The 20,838-nt window shown below is 70.9% G+C and carries 18 protein-coding genes and 1 pseudogene; 11 read left to right on the forward strand and 8 right to left on the reverse strand.

Annotated elements, in window-relative coordinates; all coding sequences use genetic code 11:
- Positions 1-81 precede the first annotated feature (81 nt).
- From hrcA to CSC68_RS07620, 6 genes are all read left to right on the forward strand, one after another.
- Positions 82-1,149, forward strand: a complete 1,068-nt coding sequence (hrcA, locus tag CSC68_RS07595) for a heat-inducible transcriptional repressor HrcA (RefSeq protein WP_162202960.1) — start codon at positions 82-84, stop codon at positions 1,147-1,149.
- Positions 1,150-1,219: 70 nt separating this feature from the next.
- The gene (gene grpE / locus CSC68_RS07600) at positions 1,220-1,738 is read left to right on the forward strand and encodes a nucleotide exchange factor GrpE (protein ID WP_162202961.1); all 519 of its coding nucleotides are present in this window, start codon (positions 1,220-1,222) and stop codon (positions 1,736-1,738) included.
- Positions 1,739-1,843: 105 nt separating this feature from the next.
- The gene (gene dnaK, locus CSC68_RS07605) at positions 1,844-3,775 is read left to right on the forward strand and encodes a molecular chaperone DnaK (protein ID WP_162202963.1); all 1,932 of its coding nucleotides are present in this window, start codon (positions 1,844-1,846) and stop codon (positions 3,773-3,775) included.
- Between the two features lie 113 nt (positions 3,776-3,888).
- Positions 3,889-5,007: a molecular chaperone DnaJ gene (dnaJ, locus tag CSC68_RS07610; protein WP_162202965.1), complete on the forward strand. Its 1,119-nt coding sequence runs from the start codon at positions 3,889-3,891 to the stop codon at positions 5,005-5,007.
- A 191-nt stretch (positions 5,008-5,198) separates the two neighbouring features.
- On the forward strand, positions 5,199-6,116 hold the full coding sequence (pdxY, locus tag CSC68_RS07615) for a pyridoxal kinase (RefSeq protein WP_162202966.1): 918 nt from the start codon (positions 5,199-5,201) through the stop codon (positions 6,114-6,116).
- A complete protein-coding gene (locus CSC68_RS07620; RefSeq protein ID WP_425501223.1) occupies positions 6,113-7,288 on the forward strand; it encodes a prephenate dehydrogenase in 1,176 nt (391 codons plus the stop codon). Before pdxY ends, CSC68_RS07620 begins: the two co-directional genes overlap by 4 nt.
- Here the strand turns inward: CSC68_RS07620 and CSC68_RS07625 are convergent.
- A complete protein-coding gene (locus CSC68_RS07625; protein ID WP_162202968.1) occupies positions 7,248-7,439 on the reverse strand; it encodes a hypothetical protein in 192 nt (63 codons plus the stop codon). The genes CSC68_RS07620 and CSC68_RS07625 overlap by 41 nt on opposite strands.
- 143 nt (positions 7,440-7,582) lie before the next feature.
- Between CSC68_RS07625 and CSC68_RS07630 the strand changes: the two genes are divergently transcribed.
- Together CSC68_RS07630 and CSC68_RS07635 are read left to right on the forward strand one after the other, a co-directional pair.
- Positions 7,583-8,782 carry an aminotransferase-like domain-containing protein gene (locus tag CSC68_RS07630; RefSeq protein ID WP_162202970.1) on the forward strand — a complete coding sequence of 400 codons (1,200 nt, stop codon included), beginning with the start codon at positions 7,583-7,585 and terminating at the stop codon, positions 8,780-8,782.
- A gap of 49 nt (positions 8,783-8,831) precedes the next feature.
- A complete protein-coding gene (locus CSC68_RS07635) occupies positions 8,832-9,542 on the forward strand; it encodes an MOSC domain-containing protein (protein ID WP_162202972.1) in 711 nt (236 codons plus the stop codon).
- A gap of 194 nt (positions 9,543-9,736) precedes the next feature.
- Here CSC68_RS07635 and CSC68_RS07640 read toward each other — a convergent pair.
- The 4 genes and pseudogenes from CSC68_RS07640 to CSC68_RS07660 all read right to left on the reverse strand — a co-directional run.
- Positions 9,737-9,856 (reverse strand): annotated as a pseudogene (locus CSC68_RS07640) (hydroxymethylglutaryl-CoA lyase); the annotation flags it as partial.
- Between the two features lie 459 nt (positions 9,857-10,315).
- Positions 10,316-11,209 (reverse strand): hydroxymethylglutaryl-CoA lyase, encoded by an 894-nt coding sequence (locus tag CSC68_RS07650; protein ID WP_162202973.1) that lies wholly within the window; start codon positions 11,207-11,209, stop codon positions 10,316-10,318.
- Positions 11,206-13,212, reverse strand: a complete 2,007-nt coding sequence (locus CSC68_RS07655; RefSeq protein ID WP_162202985.1) for an acetyl/propionyl/methylcrotonyl-CoA carboxylase subunit alpha — start codon at positions 13,210-13,212, stop codon at positions 11,206-11,208. Before CSC68_RS07655 ends, CSC68_RS07650 begins: the two co-directional genes overlap by 4 nt.
- Before the next feature lie 107 nt (positions 13,213-13,319).
- Positions 13,320-14,111 carry an enoyl-CoA hydratase-related protein gene (locus CSC68_RS07660; RefSeq protein ID WP_162202974.1) on the reverse strand — a complete coding sequence of 264 codons (792 nt, stop codon included), beginning with the start codon at positions 14,109-14,111 and terminating at the stop codon, positions 13,320-13,322.
- Positions 14,112-14,257: 146 nt separating this feature from the next.
- On the opposite strand from CSC68_RS07660, the gene CSC68_RS07665 reads away from it, so the two are divergent.
- The 3 genes from CSC68_RS07665 to CSC68_RS07675 are packed head-to-tail and all read left to right on the forward strand — an operon-like array spanning position 14,258 to position 16,626.
- Positions 14,258-14,512 (forward strand): FeoA family protein, encoded by a 255-nt coding sequence (locus CSC68_RS07665; protein WP_013535315.1) that lies wholly within the window; start codon positions 14,258-14,260, stop codon positions 14,510-14,512.
- Complete coding sequence (gene feoB / locus CSC68_RS07670) at positions 14,509-16,368, forward strand: ferrous iron transporter B (protein WP_162202975.1); 1,860 nt, start codon at positions 14,509-14,511, stop codon at positions 16,366-16,368. The genes CSC68_RS07665 and feoB overlap by 4 nt, the downstream gene beginning before the upstream one ends.
- 12 nt (positions 16,369-16,380) lie before the next feature.
- Complete coding sequence (locus CSC68_RS07675; protein WP_162202976.1) at positions 16,381-16,626, forward strand: DUF6587 family protein; 246 nt, start codon at positions 16,381-16,383, stop codon at positions 16,624-16,626.
- A gap of 63 nt (positions 16,627-16,689) precedes the next feature.
- Here CSC68_RS07675 and CSC68_RS07680 read toward each other — a convergent pair whose 3' ends face one another.
- From CSC68_RS07680 to CSC68_RS07690, 3 genes are all read right to left on the reverse strand, one after another.
- The gene (locus CSC68_RS07680) at positions 16,690-18,036 is read right to left on the reverse strand and encodes a family 8 glycosyl hydrolase (protein WP_162202977.1); all 1,347 of its coding nucleotides are present in this window, start codon (positions 18,034-18,036) and stop codon (positions 16,690-16,692) included.
- Between the two features lie 66 nt (positions 18,037-18,102).
- Positions 18,103-18,855: an SDR family oxidoreductase gene (locus tag CSC68_RS07685; RefSeq protein WP_162202978.1), complete on the reverse strand. Its 753-nt coding sequence runs from the start codon at positions 18,853-18,855 to the stop codon at positions 18,103-18,105.
- A gap of 14 nt (positions 18,856-18,869) precedes the next feature.
- Positions 18,870-20,477: a carboxyl transferase domain-containing protein gene (locus CSC68_RS07690; RefSeq protein WP_162202979.1), complete on the reverse strand. Its 1,608-nt coding sequence runs from the start codon at positions 20,475-20,477 to the stop codon at positions 18,870-18,872.
- Between the last annotated feature and the right edge of the window lie 361 nt (positions 20,478-20,838).

Genomic DNA, 20,838 nt, shown 5'->3' on the forward strand with positions numbered 1-20,838 from the left:
GCCGCCCGCCGTCGCGCGGGTTGAGACGGCACCGCCCCGGCTTGCTTGCGGCTGCGCCGGGGCAGGCGCTATCTATTGGACATGGCAACCCCGTCCCCAGCCCACCAGGTCCAGCTCGACCCGCGCGCCCGCCAGCTGCTGCGGACCCTGATCGGCCGCTACATCCGCGATGGCGAGCCGGTCGGCTCGCAGACCCTGGCCCGGCATTCGGGACTGGACGTCAGCCCGGCCACGATCCGCAACATCCTGGCCGAGCTGGAGGAGATCGGCCTGCTGAGCTCGCCGCATACCTCGGCCGGCCGGGTGCCGACCGCCCAGGGCTACCGCGTGTTCGTCGACAGCCTGCTGCAGGTCCGTTCGCTGGGCGAGCACGAGCTGGCCCGCCTGCGCACCGAGCTGACCGCCGGCGCCGGGACCCAGGCCCTGCTGGGCAACGCCTCGGAGCTGCTGTCGGCCATGACCCATTTCGTCGGGGTGGTCAGCGCGCCGCGGCGCAGCCAGTTCGCTTTCCGCCAGATCGACTTCGTGCCGCTGGACGGACGCCGGATCCTGGCCATCGTGGTGTTCGCCGACGGCGAGGTGCAGAACCGGGTGGTCGAGCCGCAGCGGAGCTTCGGCACGGACGAGCTGGAGCGGGTCGCCAACTACCTCAATACCCATTTCGCCGGGCGCTCGCTGGCGCACATCCGCGCCACCCTGGTGCACGAGCTGCGCCAGGCCCGGGACGAGATGGAGCAGCTGCTGGCCCATTCGGTGGAGCTGGCCGAACAGGCGCTGGAGCCCCCGGGCGACGACATGGTGCTGGCGGGACAGACCCGGTTGATGGGGCTGCAGGACCTGTCGGACCTGGAGCGCCTGCGCGAGCTGTTCGAGGCCTTCGCCCGCAAGCGGGAGATCCTGCAGCTGCTGGAGCGGACCCAGCGCGCGCCGGGCGTACGCATCTTCATCGGCGAGGAGACCGGCCTGGCCCCGCTGGACGGGGTCTCGCTGGTCACCGCCCCCTACGGCCGCGGCGGCCAGGTGCTGGGCGTGCTGGGGGTGATCGGACCCACGCGCATGGCCTACGACCGGGTCATCCCGGTGGTCCAGGCGGCCGCCGACGTGCTCGGCGCGGCGCTGCAGGGCTCCGGCAGCACGTCGCAGCCTTGAATCGACCCGGGCCGGCCCCCATTGGGGCGTGGATGGGCGGCCGGGAGCGCCGCCACGGAGCCGATTTGCAATGACCGAGAACGACATCCAGTCCACCCAGCCGCAGGACGCCGAGGCCGGCATCGAGGCCCAGCTGCGCGGGGAGATCGAAGCCCTGCGCAGCGAGATCGAGCAGCTGCGCATGGATTCCCTGCGCGAACGGGCCGACCTGGAGAACCAGCGCCGGCGCGTGGCCCGGGACATCGAGCAGGCGCGCCGCTTCGCCAACGAGAAGCTGCTGGGCGAGCTGCTGCCGGTGCTGGACAGCCTGGATGCCGGCCTGGCCGCGGCCGGGACGGGGGAGGGCAACCCCCTGCGCGAGGGCCTGGAGCTGACCAAGCGCCAGCTGCTGAAGGTCGCCACCGACAACGGCCTGGTCGTGGTCGATCCGGCCGGCCAGCCGTTCAACCCCGAACACCACCAGGCCATCAGCCAGGCCGATCCGGGCGATGCCGCCCCGGGCACGGTGGTGCAGGTCTTCCAGAAGGGCTACCTCCTCAACGAGCGCCTGCTGCGGCCGGCGCTGGTGGTGGTGGCCCGCCACGACTGAACGATCGGCTGAATGCGCCTACTTGAATGGCGTCGGCCCACCCCTATCTAGCGATCAATGGCCACGGCAGCACCGGCCACCCATATTCGAGGGAGCACCCAAGCAATGAGCAAGATCATCGGCATCGACCTGGGCACGACCAACTCGTGCGTTGCGATCATGGAAGGCGGCAAGGCCCGCGTGATCGAGAACGCCGAGGGTGATCGCACCACCCCGTCGGTCGTCGCCTACACCAAGGACGGCGAAGTGCTGGTCGGCGCGCCGGCCAAGCGCCAGGCCGTCACCAACCCGAAGAACACCTTCTACGCCGTCAAGCGCCTGATCGGCCGCAAGTTCACCGACGCCGAGGTCCAGAAGGACCTGGGCCTGGTCCCGTACGCGATCCGCCAGCACGACAACGGCGACGCCTGGGTCGAGACCAGCGAGGGCCGCAAGATGGCCCCGCAGGAGATCTCGGCCAAGGTGCTGGAGAAGATGAAGAAGACCGCCGAGGCCTTCCTGGGCGAGACGGTCACCGAGGCGGTGATCACCGTCCCGGCGTACTTCAACGACAGCCAGCGCCAGGCGACCAAGGACGCCGGCCGCATCGCCGGCCTGGACGTCAAGCGCATCATCAACGAGCCGACCGCGGCCGCCCTGGCCTACGGCCTGGACAAGGCCGGCGGCGACCGCAAGATCGTGGTCTACGACCTGGGCGGCGGCACCTTCGACGTTTCGATCATCGAGATCGCCGAGATCGACGGCGAGAAGCAGTTCGAGGTGCTGGCCACCAACGGCGACACCTTCCTCGGCGGCGAGGACTTCGACTCGCGCGTCATCGACTACCTGGTCGAGGAGTTCCAGAAGGACCAGGGCATCGACCTGCGCAAGGATCCGCTGGCCCTGCAGCGCCTGAAGGACGCGGCCGAGCGCGCCAAGATCGAGCTGTCCAGCGCGCAGCAGACCGAGGTCAACCTGCCGTACATCACCGCCGACGCCTCCGGCCCGAAGCACCTGGCCATCAAGCTGACCCGGGCCAAGCTCGAGGCGCTGGTCGAGGACCTGATCAAGCGCTCGATCGAGCCCTGCCGCATCGCGCTGAAGGACGCCGGCCTGCGCGCCTCGGACATCGGCGAGGTGATCCTGGTCGGCGGCCAGACCCGCATGCCCAAGGTGCAGCAGGCCGTGGCCGAGTTCTTCGGCAAGGAGCCGCGCAAGGACGTCAACCCCGACGAGGCCGTGGCGCTGGGCGCCGCGATCCAGGGCGGCGTGCTGGCCGGCGACGTCAAGGACGTGCTGCTGCTGGACGTCACCCCGCTGAGCCTGGGCATCGAGACCCTGGGCGGGGTGATGACCAAGATCATCGAGAAGAACACCACGATCCCGACCAAGGCCTCGCAGGTGTTCTCCACCGCCGAGGACAACCAGTCGGCCGTGACCGTGCACGTGCTGCAGGGCGAGCGCGAGCAGGCCCGCTACAACAAGTCGCTGGCCAAGTTCGACCTGACCGGCATCGAGCCGGCGCCGCGCGGCATGCCGCAGATCGAGGTGTCCTTCGACATCGACGCCAACGGCATCCTGCATGTGTCGGCCAAGGACAAGAAGACCGGCAAGGAGCAGAAGGTCGAGATCAAGGCCGGCTCGGGCCTGTCCGAGGAGGAGATCCAGCGGATGGTGGCCGACGCCGAGGCGCACCGCGAGGAGGACAAGAAGTTCCAGGAGCTGGTCCAGGCCCGGAACCAGGCCGACGGCCTGATCCACGCCACCCGCAGCGCCATCACCGAGCACGGCAGCAAGGTGCCGGGCGACGTGATCGGCCGGGTCGAGTCGGCCATCGCCGACCTGGAGACCGCGCTCAAGGGCGACGACAAGGGCCAGATCGAGGCCAAGGCCAAGGCGCTGGAAGAGGCCGGGCAGTCGCTGTACGCGGCGGCCGCGGCCGCCGGCCAGGGCGATGCCGGCGCGGCCGGCGGCCCGGCTCCGGGCGGCACGGCCCAGGACGACGTGGTCGACGCCGAGTTCACCGAGGTCAAGGACGACAAGAGCCGGGATTCGTGATTCGGGATTCGTGATTGGAAGAGCGGGCTTCATCCCGCTCTTCCTCTCTTTGCGGCTCCCGCCCCCGTTCCTTCCCGATTCCCCAATCCCGAATCTCCAATCCCGGCCTTTCAATGAAACGCGACTACTACGAAGTCCTCGGCGTGTCCCGCACCGCCAGCGACGAAGAGCTGAAGAAGGCCTATCGCCGCTGCGCGATGAAGTACCACCCGGACCGCAATCCGGGCGATGCCGCCGCGGAGGCCGCGTTCAAGGAGTGCAAGGAGGCCTACGAGGTCCTGTCCGATGCCGGCAAGCGCCGCGCCTACGACGCCCATGGCCATGCCGCGTTCGAGCACGGCATGGGCGGCGGTGGCGGCCCGGCGCCGGACATGAACGACATCTTCGGCGACATCTTCGGGACCATCTTCGGCGGCGGTGGTGGACGCGGCGCACGGCGCGGCGCGGACATCGGCTACGTCATGGAGCTGGACCTGGAGGAGGCGGTCGCCGGCGTCGAGAAGCGCATCGAGATCCCGACCCTGTCCGAGTGCGAGGCCTGCAAGGGCAGCGGCTCGGAGGACGGCCAGGTCGAGACCTGCGGCACCTGCCGCGGGCATGGCCAGGTCCGCTTCCAGCGCGGCATCTTCGCCATGCAGCAGGCCTGCCCGGACTGCGGCGGGCGTGGCCAGGTGGTGCGCAACCCCTGCCGCAAGTGCCACGGCGCCGGCCGCATCGAGGACGAGAAGGTCCTTTCGGTCAAGATTCCCGCAGGCGTGGACAGCGGTGACCGCATCCGCCTGACCGGCGAGGGCGAGGCCGGTCCGCCGGGCACCCCGCCAGGCGACCTCTACGTGGAAGTGCGCGTGCGCGAGCATGCGATCTTCACCCGCGACGGCGACGACCTGCACTGCGAGGTGCCGATCCGCATTTCGCAGGCCGCCCTCGGCGACGTGGTCAACGTGCCGACGCTCGGTGGCGAGGCCGAGATCCGGATCCCGGCCGAGACCCAGACCGGCAAGACCTTCCGCCTGCGCGGCAAGGGCGTGCGCTCGGTGCGCAGCCGCGCGCCGGGCGACCTGTACTGCCGCGTGGTGGTCGAGACCCCGGTCAACCTCACCGCCGAGCAGCGCGAACTGCTGGAGAAGTTCGAGGCCACTTTCCGTGGCGAGGAAGGACGCCGGCATTCGCCGCGTTCGGCCACCTTCCTGGACGGCGTCAAGTCGTTCTGGGGACGGATGACCTCATCCTGAGCCGCGGCGCCATACGGCGCTCCGGTTTCACGCGCATCAATATCCCATGGGCCCGCCTCGCGGGCCCATGTCTGTCGTGTCCGGCGGAAAACCTGCCGGAATCAGCATATTTCCGTTGCTGCTGAAACGCTGCGCACGGATGGGCCAACGCACGCGCTAGCATGCGCCGCACATCCACCAATGCAGCCGGCATGAGCGAACTGGAAAGCCACCTCGTCCACGAGCGTCGCAACCGCCCGCAGGGCCCCTCGCCGGTGGACCTGGTGTCCGTGCAGTCCCAGCTGGCCTACGGCTATGCCGGCAACAGCGCCGCGGTGCCGGTGTTGCGCATGCTGGGCGTGCGCGTGGCCGAAGTGCCCACCACGCTGTTCAGCAACACCCCCTTCTACGACACCCTGCGCGGCCGCGTCCTGCCGGCCGACTGGCTGGCCGACCTGCTGCTGGGCCTGGACGAGCGCGGGGTGACCGCGCGCGCGCCGATGGCGACCTCCGGCTACTTCGGCAGCGTCGCCAATGGCGAGGCCTTCGCCGACTGGCTCGAGCGCAACCATGCCGCCGGCACGGCGCCGCGCTACCTGCTGGACCCGGTGATCGGCGACACCCATACCGGCGCCTACGTGGAGCCGGGCCTGGAGGAGGTGTTCGTGCGCCGCCTGCTGCCGTTGGCATGGATGGTCACGCCCAATGCCTTCGAGCTCGAACGGCTGGCCGGCAGGCCGGCCCTGCTCGAGCCCGACGCGCTGCAGGCTGCCCGCTCGCTGCTGCAGCGCGGCCCCGAGTGGGTGCTCGCGCACAGCGTGGGGGGCGAGGACGACGACGAGGCCGCCGACCGGGTCCCCCGGCTGGTCGGCCGCGACCGCGCCGGGCGCCTCCGCTCGCCGCGCCTGTTCGTGGACGTGGCCGGGACCGGCGACGTGCTTACCGCGCTGATGGCCACCTTCCTGCTGCGTGGGGAGCCGCCACACCGTGCGGCCGAGCGCGCGGTGGCCGGCGTGCATGCGACCCTGGAGTCGACCCTCGCCAATGGCTGGGAGGAGCTCGACGTGCAGGCGGCCCCGGCGGCGGCCCTGGCTGCGGCCCCGGCCCGTTTCCCGGCGGTGGAACTTTGAGCGGGATGGCGGTGCCGACCCATCCGGTCGTGGGCGTGGTGGGCAGTGCAGGGGCCTATGGCCGCTGGCTGCGCCGCTTCTTCGAGGACCGCATGGGACTGCGGGTGCTGGGACATGATCCGGCCGATCCGGCCAGCGAGCCTTCCGGGCGCCTGCTAGCCGAAGCCGACGTGCTGGTGTTCTCGGTGCCCATCCAGAGCGCGGCCCGCCTGATCGGCGAGTACGTCGAGCGCTCGGCCGGGCGCGAGCGGGGCCGGCTGTGGCTGGACATCACCTCGATCAAGCAGGCGCCGGTGGCGGCCATGCTCGCCTCGCGCGCCGAGGTGGTGGGCCTGCACCCGATGACCGCGCCGCTGAAGACCCCGACCCTGCGCGGTCGCGTGGTGGTGGTCTGCGAGGAAAGGCTGGATGCCTGGCGCGGCTGGGTCGACGGTCTGCTGCAGGCGCTGGAGGGCGAGTACGTCCGTACCACGCCCGCGCACCACGACCGGGTCATGGCCCTGGTGCAGGCGATGGTGCACGCGGCCCACCTCGGCCAGGCCGGCGTGCTGCGCAGCTTCGCCGGCGAGCTGGGCGGTCCTGCGGAGCTGATGCCGTACCGTTCGGTCGGCTTCGAGATGGATGCGGCAGTCACTGCGCGCATCCTCGCGCTCAACCCGCAGGTGTACGAGGACATCCAGTTCGGCAACCCGCACGCCGTGGAGGTGCTGTCGCGGCTGTCGGACGAGATCTCGCGGCTGCAGGCGCTGGTCGCGCGCGGCGACGAGCAGGCCCGCGCGGAGTTCCGCGAGCACTACCTGGCCGGCAACCGCGCCGCCTGGGGCGAGGCCGCGCTGGAAGAGGGCAGCTACACCTTCGAACGGATCGGCTACCTGCTGGCCGACCTCACCGAGACCCGGCGCCTGAGCGTGCACCTGCCGGAGGACCGGCCAGGCTCGCTGCGTGCGCTGCTGCACGTGTTCGAGGAGCACGGCATCAACCTGACCTCGATCCACTCCTCGCGCACCCCGGCCGGCGAGGTCCACTTCCGCATCGGCTTCGATGCCGGTGCCGACGTCGACCGGCTGCGCTCGGCGGCCGACGCGATCGACCACGGCGGCCTGGGCCGGGTGCTGGACCGGCCCTGGGGGCTCAGTCCGCGGTCAGGACCAGGCTGCCGTCCTCGTTGCTGAACTGCTTGTCCCTGCGGACCAGGCGCTGGCCGTCGGGCAGCTCGTAGCGCAGCGTCGGCCGGCCATCCGGGCCGGGCTTCTCGTCGTGGAACTCGATGATCACGTAGGAATTGCCATCGTTGCCGGTGGCGGGGAACTGGCGGAACGACATGCCTGCCTCCTGTGTGCTCGCATCGGGGCGCATACCCCTCCGGGTCCAAGCATGCGACCGTCCGTCGTGAAGAACCGGTGGCGGCAGTGCCGCGCTGCGGCGCATCATTGGGCCGGCCCATGCATCCCGGTAGACTAGGCTCCATGACGACCCAATTCACGCTGTCCGGGCGCGCCCGGGCCCTCACCAGCTCCGCGATCCGCGAGATCCTCAAGGTCACCGAGCGTCCCGAAGTCATTTCCTTCGCTGGCGGCCTGCCGTCTCCGGCGACCTTCCCGGTCGAGCGCATGCGCGAAGCCACCGAGAAGGTTCTGCGCGACGCCCCGCACGCGGCGCTGCAGTACGGCCCGACCGAGGGCTTCACCCCGCTGCGCGAATGGGTCGCCGAGCGCCTGAGCCGCAATGGCGCGAAGATCCCGGCCTCGCGCGTGCTGATCACCACCGGCTCGCAGCAGGGCCTGGACCTGCTGGGCAAGGTCCTGATCGACGAGGGCAGCAAGGTCCTGGTCGAAACCCCGAGCTACCTCGGTGCTCTGCAGGCCTTCTCGCTGTTCGCGCCGGAGTTCGCCTCCCTGCCCAGCGACGCCCAGGGCATCGTCACCGACCGGATCACGCCGGCCGACATGGAAGGCGCGCGCTTCCTGTACTGCCTGCCGAACTTCCAGAACCCGACCGGCCGGCGCATGCCGCTGGAGCGCCGCAAGGCCCTGGTCGAGCTGGCCGCCAGGGCCGGCGTGCCGCTGGTCGAGGACGACCCGTACGGCGAGCTGTCCTACGGTGGCGAGGCGCTGCCGAGCTTGCTGTCGATGAACCCCGATGGCGTGATCTACATGGGCTCGTTCTCCAAGGTGCTGGCCCCGGGCCTGCGCCTGGGCTACGTGGTCGCGCCGGAGGAGATCCTCGGCAAGATGGTCCAGGCCAAGCAGGCCGCCGACCTGCACCCCCCGTCGTTCTCGCAGCGCATCGTGTACGAGGCGGTGCAGGACGGCTTCATCGACCGCCACATTCCGTCGATCCGCACCCTGTATGGCGCCCAGTGCGAGCACATGCTGGCCGCGCTGGAGCGCGAGTTCCCGAAGGAAGCGCGCTGGAACCGTCCGGAAGGCGGCATGTTCATCTGGGTCGAACTGCCGGAAGGCCTCGACACCAGCGCGCTGCTGGCCAAGGCGATCGAGCGCAACGTGGCCTTCGTGCCGGGCGCGCCGTTCTACGCCGTCGAGCCGCGCCGCAACACCCTGCGCCTGTCCTTCGTGACGGTTCCGGCGGAGAAGATCGACCACGGCATCAAGGTCCTGGGCGAGCTGCTCAAGGCCGAGATCGCCGCGCTTCCCGCGGCGGCCTGATGCCCGTGGCACGCGCCCATCGCCGTCGCCTGGCCGCGGTGGTGGGCCCGTGAGCGCGCAGGTTATTGCCCGCATCGAGGCCGTGCTCACCGGCACGGCCTTGCCCTATACGCGGGCGGGCAGCCGTAGCGCCATCGCCAAGCAGCCACGCCAGGGACCGGTCACGGTCGGTCCCGAAGGCCTGGAAGGCGACGAGCAGGGCGACCGCCGCGTGCACGGCGGGCCCGACAAGGCCATCCACCATTACGCCCGCGACCACTATGCGGCCTGGGCCGCGGAGATCGGCGCGCATCCACTGCTTGGGCAGCCCGGCGCCTTCGGCGAGAACATCAGCACCACCGGCGTCACCGAAGCCGACATCTGCCTCGGCGACCGCCTGCGCCTCGGTACGGCCGTGGTCGAGATGGCCCAGGGCCGGCAGCCGTGCTGGAAGCTCTCCGACCGCTTCGGCGTGCCCGACATGGCCCGCCGCGTGCAGGACAGCGGTCGCAGTGGCTGGTACTACCGGGTCATCGAAACGGGCCAGGTGCAGGCCGGCGACGACCTCGTGCTGCTCGAACGCCCGCATGCGGACTGGCCGCTGCCGCGGCTGATGGACCTGCTTTACCGCCGCACCCTGGACCAGGACGAACTGCGTGCGGCGCTGACGCTGCCGCTCGTGCCCTCGTGGCAGCGCACCTTCGAGCGCCGCCTGGAACAGGGCCAGACCGAAAGCTGGGAATCCCGGCTCCAGGGCCCGCAGGCCTCGACCGGCGCGTAGCCCGGACAATCAAAGCGCACCGCGCCGCTGCAGCCTGTGTAGCCCGGGTAAGCGAAGCGCACCCGGGGTCCGCTCTCGCTGCGGAACAATGGGTAGGGGAGAGGATTGGCGAGCCGATACGGCGGCTGATCGCGGTGGTGCCTGTTCGCCGGCCCCGGATGCGGCCTTTGGCCTTTCCGGGCTACGGCCAGGTATTACTCCCGCGCCAGCGCCTTTCCCACCTTGCTGCCCGTCGGGCGGCCCAGCAGCGCGGCCAGCCAGCGCCCCGTCTCCGCCAGCGCCTCCAGATCCACGCCGGTTTCCAGCCCCATGCCACGCGGCCTGCGTAGCCCGGGTAAGCGAAGCGCACCCGGGGTCCCGCTCTCGCTGCGGAACAATGGGTAGGGGAGAGGATTGGCAAGCCGATACGGCGACTGATCGCGGTGGTGCCTGTTCGCCGGCCCCGGATGCGGCCTTCGGCCTTATCCGGGCTACGGCCAGTATTACTCCCGCCAGCGCCTTTCCCACCTTGCTGCCCGTCGGGCGGCCCAGCAGCGCGGCCAGCCAGCGCCCCGTCTCCGCCAGCGCCTCCAGATCCACGCCGGTCTCCAGCCCCATGCCACGCGGCCTGCGTAGCCCGGGTAAGCGAAGCGCACCCGGGGTCCCGCTCTCGCTGCGGAACAATGGGTAGGGGAGAGGATTGGCGAGCCGATACGGCGGCTGATCGCGGTGGTGGCTGTTCGCCGGCCCGCCCCGGATGCGGCCTTCGGCCTTATCCGGGCTACGGCCAGGTATTACTCCCGCGCCAGCGCCTTTCCCACCTTGCTGCCCGTCGGGCGGCCCAGCAGCGCGGCCAGCCAGCGCCCCGTCTCCGCCAGCGCCTCCAGATCCACTCCGGTTTCCAGCCCCATGCCATGCAGCATGTACACCAGGTCCTCGGTGGACACGTTGCCACTGGCGCCACGCGCATAGGGACAGCCACCGGTGCCGGCGACCGCGGCATCGGCCACGCGCACGCCGGCTTCCACGCAGGCGGCGATATTGGCCAGGGCCTGGCCCCAGGTGTCATGGAAATGTACTGCCAGCGCCTGCATCGGTACCTCGGCGGCCACCGCCAGCAGCATTTCCTTCGCCTTGCGCGGGGTGCCTACGCCGATGGTGTCGCCCAGCGAGATCTCGTAGCAGCCCAGCGCGTGCAGGCGCCGGGCCACGCGGACCACGTCGGCCAGCGGCACCTCGCCCTGGTAGGGGCAGCCGAGCACGGTGGAGACATAGCCGCGCACGCGCACGCCGTCGGCGCGGGCACGCTTGAGCACCGGCATGAAGCGCTCGATCGACTCGTCGATCGAGGCGTTGATGTTCCTGCGGTTGAAGGCTTCCGAGGCGGCGGTGAACACCGCCACGTCGTCCGCGCCCGCGGCGCGCGCGCGTTCATAGCCCTGCAGGTTGGGCACCAGCACCGGGTAGGCGATTCCGGGTCGACGCTGGATCCCGGCCATCACCTCGGCCGCGTCGGCCAGCTGCGGCACCCACTTCGGGCTGACGAAGCTGGTGGCCTCGACGCTGCGCAGGCCGGTGGCCGAGAGCCGGTCCACCAGTGCGATCTTGTCCGCGGTGGCGACCATCGCGGACTCGTTCTGCAGTCCGTCGCGCGGGGCCACCTCGACGATGCGCACGAAGTCGCTCATGCGGCCCCCGCGTCATCGACCACGGCAAGCACCGCTTCGGCCTCGACGAAGTCGCCGGCCGCCGCGCGCAGCGCGGACACGATGCCGGCGCGCGGCGCCTTGACCGACAGCTCCATCTTCATCGCCTCCATCACCAGCAGTTCGGTGCCGGCCTCGACCTGCTGGCCATGTCCCACCCGCACGACTACCACGCGCCCGGGCATGGGCGCGCGAACCTGGCCGTCGCCGCCGCCTTCGTCGGCACCGGCGCGCTCGCTGGCCAGGCGCTGCAGCTGCAGGCGGCGGTGGCCGTCGTGCAGTTCCAGGGTGTCGCCATCGAAGCGGGCGCGTGCGCGACGGCCCGCTCCGTCCAGCAGCAGTTCCAGCCTCCCGTCGTGCATGCGTGCGCCGCTGATGGCGTGCTGCTGGCCATCGACGGTCAGCCGCCAGTCGCCGCCATGGCCGCGTGCCAGTACCTCGTGCACGGCCTCGCCGCAGCGCAGGCGCAGGTGGCGCGCCGCGCGGCCATGCATGCGCCAGCCATCGGCCAGCGCCCAGGGCGAGTGCGGATCGTTGCTGGCAGCCGCCTGCGCTGCCTCGGCCTGCTGCGCACGCAGCAGGAAAGCGGCGGCGGCGATGGCGAGGTCGGCATGGGTCGCGGCTGCGTCGCCATGCAGGAACTCGTCCAGGTGCCGGTCCAGGTAGCCGGTGTCGATCCGGCCCTCGACCACCGCCGGATGCCGTGCCAGCGCCTCGAGGAAGCCGATATTGGTCTTCAGCCCCGCGACATGGCATTCGGCCAGCGCCGCGCGCAGCGTGGCCAGCGCGCTGGGGCGGTCGACGTCGTGGACGATCAGCTTGGCGATCATCGGGTCGTAGAACACGCTCACCGCATCGCCCTGTTCGACGCCGGCGTCGATCCGCACGTTTTCCGAAGGCGAGGGCAGGGCGAGCGTGCGCAGCGTGCCCGAGGCCGGCAGGAAGCCCGAATCCGGATCCTCCGCATACAGCCGTACTTCGATCGCATGGCCCTGCTGCGGGATCTGCGCCTGCGCGGGCGGCAGCGGCTCGCCCGCCGCGACCCGCAGCTGCCACTCGACCAGGTCCAGCCCGGTGACCATCTCGGTGACCGGATGCTCGACCTGGAGCCGGGTGTTGATCTCCATGAAATAGAAGTTGCCGTCGGGATCGACGATGAATTCCACGGTGCCGGCGTTGACGTAGCCGATCGCGCGCGCCGCGGCGACCGCGGCCTCGCCCATGGCCGCGCGCAGCCGTGGCGTCAGGAACGGAGACGGCGATTCCTCCAGCACCTTCTGGTAGCGGCGCTGGGCCGAGCACTCGCGCTCGTTGAGGTGGATCACCTGGCCGTGGGTGTCGGCGAACACCTGGATCTCGATATGGCGCGGCGAGCGCACGTAACGCTCCAGCAGCACGCGGTCGCGTCCGAAGGCATTGCGCGCCTCGCGCTGGCAGCTTTCCAGCGCGGCGGCGAAGTCCTCGGCGCGATGCACCACGCGCATGCCCTTGCCACCGCCGCCGTGCGCGGCCTTGACCATCAGCGGGAAGCCGGTGCGTTGCGCCTCGGCGGACAGCGTTTCCGGCGACTGGTCCTCGCCGTTGTAGCCGGGCACGACCGGCACGCCCGCGGCGGCCATCAGCTGCTTGGCGCCGGCCTTGCTGCCCATGCGCTGCATGGCCGAAGCCGGCGGACCGATGAACACCAGGTCCGCCGCAGCCACCGTCTCGGCGAAGCCGGCGTTTTCGGACAGGAAGCCGTAGCCGGGATGGATGGCCTGGGCGCCCGAGCGTAGCGCGGCCTCAATCACCGCCTCGCCGCGCAGGTAGCTCTCGTTCGGGGCGGCGGCACCAATGCAGACGGCATGGTCGGCCAGGCGCACGTGCAGGGCGCCGGCATCGGCCTCCGAGTACACCGCGACGGTCTCGATGCCCAGCCTGCGGCAGGTGCGGATAACGCGGCAGGCGATCTCGCCGCGGTTGGCGATCAGGACGCGCTGGAACATCGGGCTTGCGGGCATGTCTGGTCCAGGTGGGAACCGCGACGCGGTGCGCGCGGTTGGAACACGGTCACTCCGCGAAGCCGGCGCCACGGGCGGCCGGCGCGCGGAACTCAATCCTTGCTGTCGATCCAGGCCGGTGCGCGCTTGCCGAGGAACGCGGCCAGGCCTTCCTGGCCCTCGGGCGAAACCCGCAGCGCGGCAATCAGCGCGGCGTTGTCGGCATCCAGCGCCTCGGCCGGGCCACCGGCCATCACCCGGCGCACCAGCTGCTTGGCCGAGGCCGCGGCGACCGGGCCGGCCTTGAGCAGCAGGTCCAGCTGCGCCTGCACGGCGGCATCAAGCTCTTCCTCGGGCACGACCGCATGCAGCAGGCCCATGTGCAGTGCGGCTTCCGCGTCGAAATGCCCGGCGGTGGCAAACCAGCGCCGCGCCTGGCGCGGGCCGATGGCGGCGACCACGTAGGGCGAGATCCCCGCCGGCAGCAGGCCCAGGCGGCTTTCGGTCAGGCCGAAGCGCGCCCTGGGGGTGCCAATGGCGATATCGCAGCAGGCCACCAGGCCGACGCCACCACCGAACGCCGGGCCGTGCACGCGGGCCGGGGTGGGGCGGGGCAGTTCGTCCAGGGTACGCATCAGGCGGGCAAGGGCCAGGGCGTCTTCGCGGTTCTCCTGCTCGCTGGCGGCGGCCATGCCGCGCATCCAGTTCAGGTCCGCGCCCGCCGAGAACGAGGCGCCTTCGCCCTCCAGCACCACCAGGCGCACGGCCGGGTCGGCGCCAGCGCGCTCCAGCGCGGCCGTCAGCGCCGCGATCAGCCCGGCATCGAAGGCGTTGTGCAGGTGGGGCCGGTTCAGGCGCAGGCGCAGCACGGGGCCGGCCGGTTGGATCAGCAGCGGTTCGGCCATGATGGCTCCGGGGGAAAACCGTTTCGGATGATAACGGTCAGCCCGGGCGGGGCCATGACGCAGCGCGGCGTACCGGCCCGCGGGAAACCTTCACCTGCCGCTGATGGGCTACAATTGAGAACAATTCTTGATTGTCTGGAGCCATCGTGCTGCTGTCAGATCTGCCGCTGCGCACCCCGGTCGCAGTCACCTCGGTCGAGGATCGCCACCCGAACGACGCCATTGCCCGCCGCCTGCGCGAACTTGGCTTCGTGGCCGGCGAGCCGGTGCAGGTGGTCGCGCGCGGTCCGGTGGGCGGGGAGCCGCTGCTGGTGCAGGTCGGCTATACCCGGTTCGCCCTGCGCCGCGAGGAAGCCGCGCGGGTCCGGGTGGAGGTCTCGGCGGGCGCGGAGGCGGCATGAGCGTCCAGGAAGCGAGCCTGCGCCTGGCGCTGCTGGGCAATCCCAACTGCGGCAAAACGGCACTGTTCAACCAGCTCACCGGCAGCCGGCAGAAGGTGGCCAACTACGCCGGCGTGACCGTCGAGCGCAAGGAAGGCCGCCTGGTCACCCCGTCCGGGCGCAGCTACGCGGTGCTGGACCTGCCCGGCGCCTACAGCCTCAACCCGGCCAGCCTGGACGAGGCGATCACCCGCGACCTGTGCCGCGGTTTCTACCCGGGCGAGCCGGCGCCGGACATGCTGGTGTGCGTGGTCGACGCCACCAACCTGCGTCTGCACCTGCGTTTCGTGCTCGAGGTGCGGCAGATGGGCCGGCCGATGGTGGTGGCGCTGAACATGAGCGATGCGGCCCAGCGCCGCGGCGTCGTGATCGACCGCGAGGCGCTGGAGCGCGAGCTGGGCGTGCCGGTGGTCGAGACCGTGGCCGTGCGCCGCAACGGCGCGCGCGAGCTGCTCGAGCTGATCGACCGCACTGCCGCCCATCCGCAACCTCCGGCGGCGCAGCTGGCCGAGGACGCCGACCTGCACGCCGAGACCCGGCGCCTGCTGGCGGCGACCGTGTCGATGCCGGAGCGCACCGCGAAGATCGACGATGCCCTGGACCGCTGGCTGCTGCATCCGGTCTTCGGCCTGCTGACCCTGGCCGTGGTGATGTTCCTGATCTTCCAGGCGGTGTACGCCTGGGCCACGCCGGTGATGGACCTGATCGACGCCGGCGCCGGTGCGCTGGGCGAGTGGGTCGGCGCGCGCATGAGCGAGGGACCGCTGGCCAGCCTGGTGGTGGACGGCATCATCGCCGGCCTCGGCGGGGTGATCGTGTTCCTGCCGCAGATCCTGGTGCTGTTCGCCTTCATCCTGGCCCTGGAGGAGTCCGGCTACCTGCCGCGCGCGGCCTTCCTGCTGGACCGGATGATGGCCGGCGCCGGCCTGTCCGGGCGTTCCTTCATCCCGCTGCTGTCGTCCTTCGCCTGCGCCATCCCCGGGATCATGGCCACCCGCAGCATCCAGGATCCGCGCGACCGCCTCACCACGATCCTGGTCGCGCCGTTGATGACCTGTTCGGCGCGGCTGCCCGTGTACGCCCTGCTGATCGGTGCGTTCATTCCGTCGCGCGAGGTCTGGGGCGGGTTCAACCTGCAGGGCCTGGTGCTGTTCGGCCTGTACATCGCCGGCATCCTCAGCGCGCTGGCGGTGTCGTTCGTGATGAAGAAGTGGCGTCGCGACAAGGGCGAGCATCCGCTGCTGCTGGAGCTGCCGTCCTACCGCCTGCCCAACCCGCGCGACCTGGCCATCGGCCTGTGGGAGCGCGCGGTGATCTTCCTCAAGCGCGTGGGCGGCATCATCTTCGCCCTGACCGTGCTGCTGTGGGTGCTGCTGAACTTCCCGGCGGCCCCGGTCGACGCGACCATGCCGGCGATCGACTACAGCCTGGCCGGCCGCATCGGCCATGCGCTGTCGGTGGTGTTCGCGCCGCTGGGCTTCAACTGGCAGATCTGCATCGCCCTGATCCCGGGCCTGGCCGCGCGCGAGGTGGCGGTGTCCTCGCTGGCCACGGTGTATGCGCTGTCGGCGGCCGACGACGAGGCCGCGGCGCAGGCGCTGACCCCGCTGATCTCCGACGGCTGGTCGCTGGCCACGGGCCTGGCCCTGCTGGTGTGGTTCATCTACGCGCCGCAGTGCATCGCGACCTGGGCGGCGATCAAGCGCGAGACCGGCTCGTGGAAGACCATGGCCATCGCGGCCGGCTACCTGTTCGCCCTGGCCTACCTGGCCTCGATGCTGACCTACCAGGTCGCCATCCGCCTGGGCGCGGGCTGAGGAGGACGCACGATGCCGCTGTGGCTGCAGTACGTGGTCGTCGCTCTGGTGGTGCTGCTGGCGCTGTGGATGTTCCTGCGCCGCCAGTTCCCCGGCACCGTGCGTCGCGTGCGCATCGCCATCGCCGCGCCGCTGGTGCGTGATGGCAGGCCGGCGTGGATGCGCCGGGTGGCACGCATGGTCGCGCCGCCGGCCAGCGGGAACGGGGGTGCCTGCGGCGGCTGCGACAACTGCGGCCCGGAGCCGCCGCGCCGCTGAGCGCGGCCAGCAACGCTGCAAAAGAAAACGGGCGCCTGGGCGCCCGTTCCTGTTTTCCGGTGGTCAGTTCGCCGTGTCTTCCGGCAGCCAGGCCTTGTAGCGGCCACTGCAGTGGAGCAGGGCCATCATGTAGAGCATGCCGTCGTAGTAGCGGTGGTGGCCTTCGGGCACCGGCTGCTTCCACAGCTCGCGCACGAACTCCAGGCTGCGCGGATGGTCGGCCGCCAGCGAGGCGGTCGCGTTCATCGATACCAGGCCAGTGGTCTGGCCGCCGCCCAGCGGCTTGCCGTCCAGCGTGTACAGGCTGACGTAGCGGTCCAGGCCCTGTCGCAGGAAGAAGCCCTGCAGGCGGTTGCTCAGCTCGACCTGGCGCGGATCGGCGCGCCACCACGACCAGTCCATCGACCAGTTCATGGCGGTGCGCCAGGCGTCGTAGCGGAAGTCGGCCGATTCGGCGCGCCACGGCGCGGCCCACGGCGTGCCGTCGAAGTTGCCGTAGTCGGGCGTCAGGCCCGTCTCCGGGTGGGTCGCGCGCACGAAGTAGTCGCGGCTGACCCGCGCCGCCTCGCGCCAGAACGCGCGGTCGGCTTCCGGCCCCACCCGCGCCCAGACCTCGTAGAACGCGGGCAGGTGGTAGGAGGCGTCGGTATGCGCCGAGTTCCCCAGGTCCGGGGTGAAGCGGACCATCTTCGCGTCCTTGTCGAACAGGTTGATCGCGGTGGCCTTCTTTGCGGTCGAGGTTGGACCGGTGATCGCCTCGCGATGCAGGACGTCGGTGAGGATGCGGTCGGCCCAGGCGCGGTAGTCGTAGATGCCCTCGCCGTCGCCCCAGCGCGCCGAGGCGAAGTACAGCGCGGTGATGAAGTACTCCTCGCCGTCGGGCGCGGGCATCTCGTCGATCGCGGTGCCATCGGTGCGCACCGACCAGGCGAAGTAGCCGTGCGCCGGATGCTTCGGGTCGGCGTGGTACATGTGGGTCATGGCCCAGTTCCAGATCGCGTCGAACTCGGCCTTACGGTCCAGCTGCACCGCGATCATCATCCCGTAGGACATGCCCTCCGAACGCACGTCGTTGCTGTTGACGTCATGGATGTAGGCCTTGGGGCCGTGCTCGTTGCTGCCCGACGGGTAGTAGACAGTCTGGTTGCCCGGGTCGCCGTGGAACAGCTGCGCGAATGCGGCCTGGATCTTCGCTTCCACGGCCGCGGCCTCATAGCCGGCCTCGGCGAACAGGTCGCGATACTGGCCCGAATCCACGGCGCCGGCCTGGCTGTCCACGGGAGCCGGCGCGACGGAAGCGGCGACCGCAGGCGTGGCGGGGGCTTCGGTACTGCCCGCGGTGCAGGCGGTCATGGCAAGGGCCAGGGGCAGGGTGGCGGCCAGGCGCCGGAACGACAGTCGGTGGTGCATGCAGCGGGATCCCCTCCAGGAAAGCGCCGCCGACCATAGCAGAACTGTGCGGCCCCTCACGCCCGCTCAGCGGCCGCCGGCCACGTCGATGAAACCGCCGGTCGTGTAGGAGGCCTGGTCGGACAGCAGCCAGAGGATGGCCTCGGCCACTTCGCTGGCCTGGCCGCCGCGGCGCATCGGCACCATGGCCTTGACCCGGTCGACCCGGCCCGGCTCCCCGCCGTCGGCATGCATGCCGGTGTAGATGAAACCGGGGCGCACGCCGTTGACCCGGATGCCTTCCTGCGCCACTTCCTGTGCCAGCCCGCGGGTCAGGGTATCGAGCGCGCCCTTGGATGCGGCGTAGTCCACGTACTCGCCGGGCGAGCCGGTCAGTGCGGCCACCGAGGAGACGTGGACGATGGCGCCGCCGCGACCGCCATGGCGGGTCGACATGCGCCGCACCGCCTGCTGGCAGCAGAGCAGGGGGCCAAGCAGGTTGGTGGCGAAAATGCGCTGGACCCGGGCCGGGTCCAGGTCTTCCAGGCGCATCTGGGTCTCGAGCACACCGGCGTTGTTGACCAGCGCATCGAGCCGGCCGAGGCGGGCGTCGATGCGTTCGAACAGCGCGGCCACCTGCGCCGGATCGGAGACATCGGCCTGCAGCGCCAGCGCGTTGCCGCCTCCGGCCTGGATGGCTTGGACCACGGACCGCGCGGCATCCGCATCGCGACGGTAGTTCAGCACGACGGTATAGCCGCGCGCAGCCGCAAGGAGCGAGGTCGCCGCGCCGATGCCGCGACTGGCGCCGGTGACCAGCAATACGCGTGCGTCGGCCATGCGTGTCCTCCCGGTTACATGCGGAACACGCCGAAGCGTGCCGGCTCGATCGGTGCATTGAGCGAGGCCGACAGGCCCAGGCCCAGCACGCGGCGGGTGTCGGCCGGATCGATGATGCCGTCGTCCCACAGACGCGCGGTGGCGTACCAGGGGCTGCCCTGGTGCTCGTACTGCTCGCGCACCGGCGCCTTGAACGCCTCTTCCTCCTCGGCGCTCCACTGCCCCCCGCCAGCCTCGATCGCGTCGCGGCGCACGGTGGCCAGCACGCTGGCGGCCTGCTCGCCGCCCATCACGCTGATGCGCGCGTTCGGCCACATCCACAGGAAGCGGGCGCCGTAGGCGCGACCGCACATGGCGTAGTTGCCGGCGCCGAAGCTGCCGCCAATGACCACGGTGAACTTGGGCACCGACGAGCAGGCCACGGCGGTGACCATCTTCGCCCCGTCCTTGGCGATCCCCGCGTTCTCGTACTTGCGACCGACCATGAAGCCGGTGATGTTCTGCAGGAACACCAGCGGGATGCCGCGCTGGTTGCACAGCTCGATGAAATGCGCGCCCTTGAGCGCGCTCTCGCCGAACAGGATGCCGTTGTTGGCGATGATGCCCACCGGGCAGCCGTGCACGTGGGCGAAGCCGGTGACCAGGGTCTTGCCGTAGCGCGCCTTGAACTCGTCCAGCTCGCTGCCGTCGACGATGCGCGCGATCACCTCGCGGATGTCGAACGGGCGGCGCGTGTCCTTCGGCACCAGGCCGTAGAGCTCCTCGGCCGGGTACAGCGGCTCGCGCGGCTCGCGCAACGCCACGGGCGGCTGTTTGCGGCGGTTGAGGTGGCCGACGATGCCGCGCGCGATCTCCAGCGCGTGGCGGTCATCCTCGGCGTAATGGTCGGCCACGCCGGAGATGGAGGTGTGGACATCCGCGCCGCCCAGCGCCTCGGCATCGACCACCTCGCCGGTGGCTGCCTTCACCAGCGGCGGGCCGCCGAGGAAGATCGTGCCCTGCTCGCGCACGATGATGCTCTCGTCGCACATCGCCGGCACGTAGGCGCCACCGGCCGTGCAGCTGCCCATCACCACCGCGATCTGCGGGATGTTGTCGGCGCTCATCCGCGCCTGGTTGTAGAAGATCCGGCCGAAGTGCTCGCGATCCGGGAACACCTCGTCCTGCAGCGGCAGGAAGGCGCCGCCGGAATCGACCAGGTAGACGCAGGGCAGGTTGTTCTCGCGCGCGATCTCCTGCGCGCGCAGGTGCTTCTTCACCGTCATCGGGAAGTAGGTACCGCCCTTGACCGTCGCGTCGTTGGCGACGATGACCACTTCCTGGCCCATCACCCGGCCGATGCCGCAGACCATGCCGGCGGCCGGCGCGGCGCCGTCGTACATCTCCTCGGCCGCCAGCGGGGCGATTTCCAGGAAGGGCGAGCCCGGGTCGAGCAGGGCATCGATGCGTTCGCGGACCGGCAGCTTGCCGCGTTCGACGTGGCGCTGGCGGGCCTTCTCGCCACCACCCTCGGCGGCCCGTTGCAGGCGCCGGTGCAGTTCATCGGCCAGTTGCCGGTGGTGGGCTTCGTTTTCGCGGAATCCGGGGGAGCGGGTATCGATCTGGCTGCGGAGGACGGGCATGGGAATCGTCGGTTAGGCGTGCCGGGAGGATAAGCCACGGCGTCCTTGCCGCCTTCTGGCGGCGCAGCACGAAGGGCCGGCTGCGGGCTGCAGCCGGCCCTTCCGGGTCAGTCGTTGTCGGTGCGGGCGTCGGCAGCAGCCTCGCGCGCCCTGGCGGCGGTGCTCTCCGCTGCATTGGCGGTGGGGTCGGCCCCCTTCGCGGCGGGCTCGCGGGTGGCGGGCATCGCGCGGTTGCCCGCCTCCCTGGTATGCCCCTCCGGATTGGCCCGCGGCCTGGGGGTTGCATCAGCGCCCCCGGGGGCTGGTCCCACGGGTGCGGGGGCGATGTGTGCTCCGGCCGCGGGCGCCGCGGGTGCCCGCG

It is taken from the genome of Pseudoxanthomonas suwonensis, assembly GCF_010093235.1.
GTDB lineage: Bacteria > Pseudomonadota > Gammaproteobacteria > Xanthomonadales > Xanthomonadaceae > Pseudoxanthomonas > Pseudoxanthomonas suwonensis.

Excerpts from the sequence above, each read along its gene's own strand:
- hrcA (WP_162202960.1), top strand. The coding sequence starts at position 82 with ATGGCAACCCCGTCCCCAGCCCACCAGGTCCAGCTCGACCCGCGCGCC.
- CSC68_RS07685 (WP_162202978.1), bottom strand. The coding sequence starts at position 18,855 with ATGGCCGACGCACGCGTATTGCTGGTCACCGGCGCCAGTCGCGGCATC.
- dnaK (WP_162202963.1), top strand. The coding sequence starts at position 1,844 with ATGAGCAAGATCATCGGCATCGACCTGGGCACGACCAACTCGTGCGTT.
- CSC68_RS07625 (WP_162202968.1), bottom strand. The coding sequence starts at position 7,439 with ATGTCGTTCCGCCAGTTCCCCGCCACCGGCAACGATGGCAATTCCTAC.
- grpE (WP_162202961.1), top strand. The coding sequence starts at position 1,220 with ATGACCGAGAACGACATCCAGTCCACCCAGCCGCAGGACGCCGAGGCC.
- pdxY (WP_162202966.1), top strand. The coding sequence starts at position 5,199 with ATGAGCGAACTGGAAAGCCACCTCGTCCACGAGCGTCGCAACCGCCCG.
- feoB (WP_162202975.1), top strand. The coding sequence starts at position 14,509 with ATGAGCGTCCAGGAAGCGAGCCTGCGCCTGGCGCTGCTGGGCAATCCC.
- CSC68_RS07690 (WP_162202979.1), bottom strand. The coding sequence starts at position 20,477 with ATGCCCGTCCTCCGCAGCCAGATCGATACCCGCTCCCCCGGATTCCGC.
- CSC68_RS07680 (WP_162202977.1), bottom strand. The coding sequence starts at position 18,036 with ATGCACCACCGACTGTCGTTCCGGCGCCTGGCCGCCACCCTGCCCCTG.
- CSC68_RS07630 (WP_162202970.1), top strand. The coding sequence starts at position 7,583 with ATGACGACCCAATTCACGCTGTCCGGGCGCGCCCGGGCCCTCACCAGC.
- CSC68_RS07655 (WP_162202985.1), bottom strand. The coding sequence starts at position 13,212 with ATGTTCCAGCGCGTCCTGATCGCCAACCGCGGCGAGATCGCCTGCCGC.
- CSC68_RS07650 (WP_162202973.1), bottom strand. The coding sequence starts at position 11,209 with ATGAGCGACTTCGTGCGCATCGTCGAGGTGGCCCCGCGCGACGGACTG.
- dnaJ (WP_162202965.1), top strand. The coding sequence starts at position 3,889 with ATGAAACGCGACTACTACGAAGTCCTCGGCGTGTCCCGCACCGCCAGC.
- CSC68_RS07675 (WP_162202976.1), top strand. The coding sequence starts at position 16,381 with ATGCCGCTGTGGCTGCAGTACGTGGTCGTCGCTCTGGTGGTGCTGCTG.
- CSC68_RS07660 (WP_162202974.1), bottom strand. The coding sequence starts at position 14,111 with ATGGCCGAACCGCTGCTGATCCAACCGGCCGGCCCCGTGCTGCGCCTG.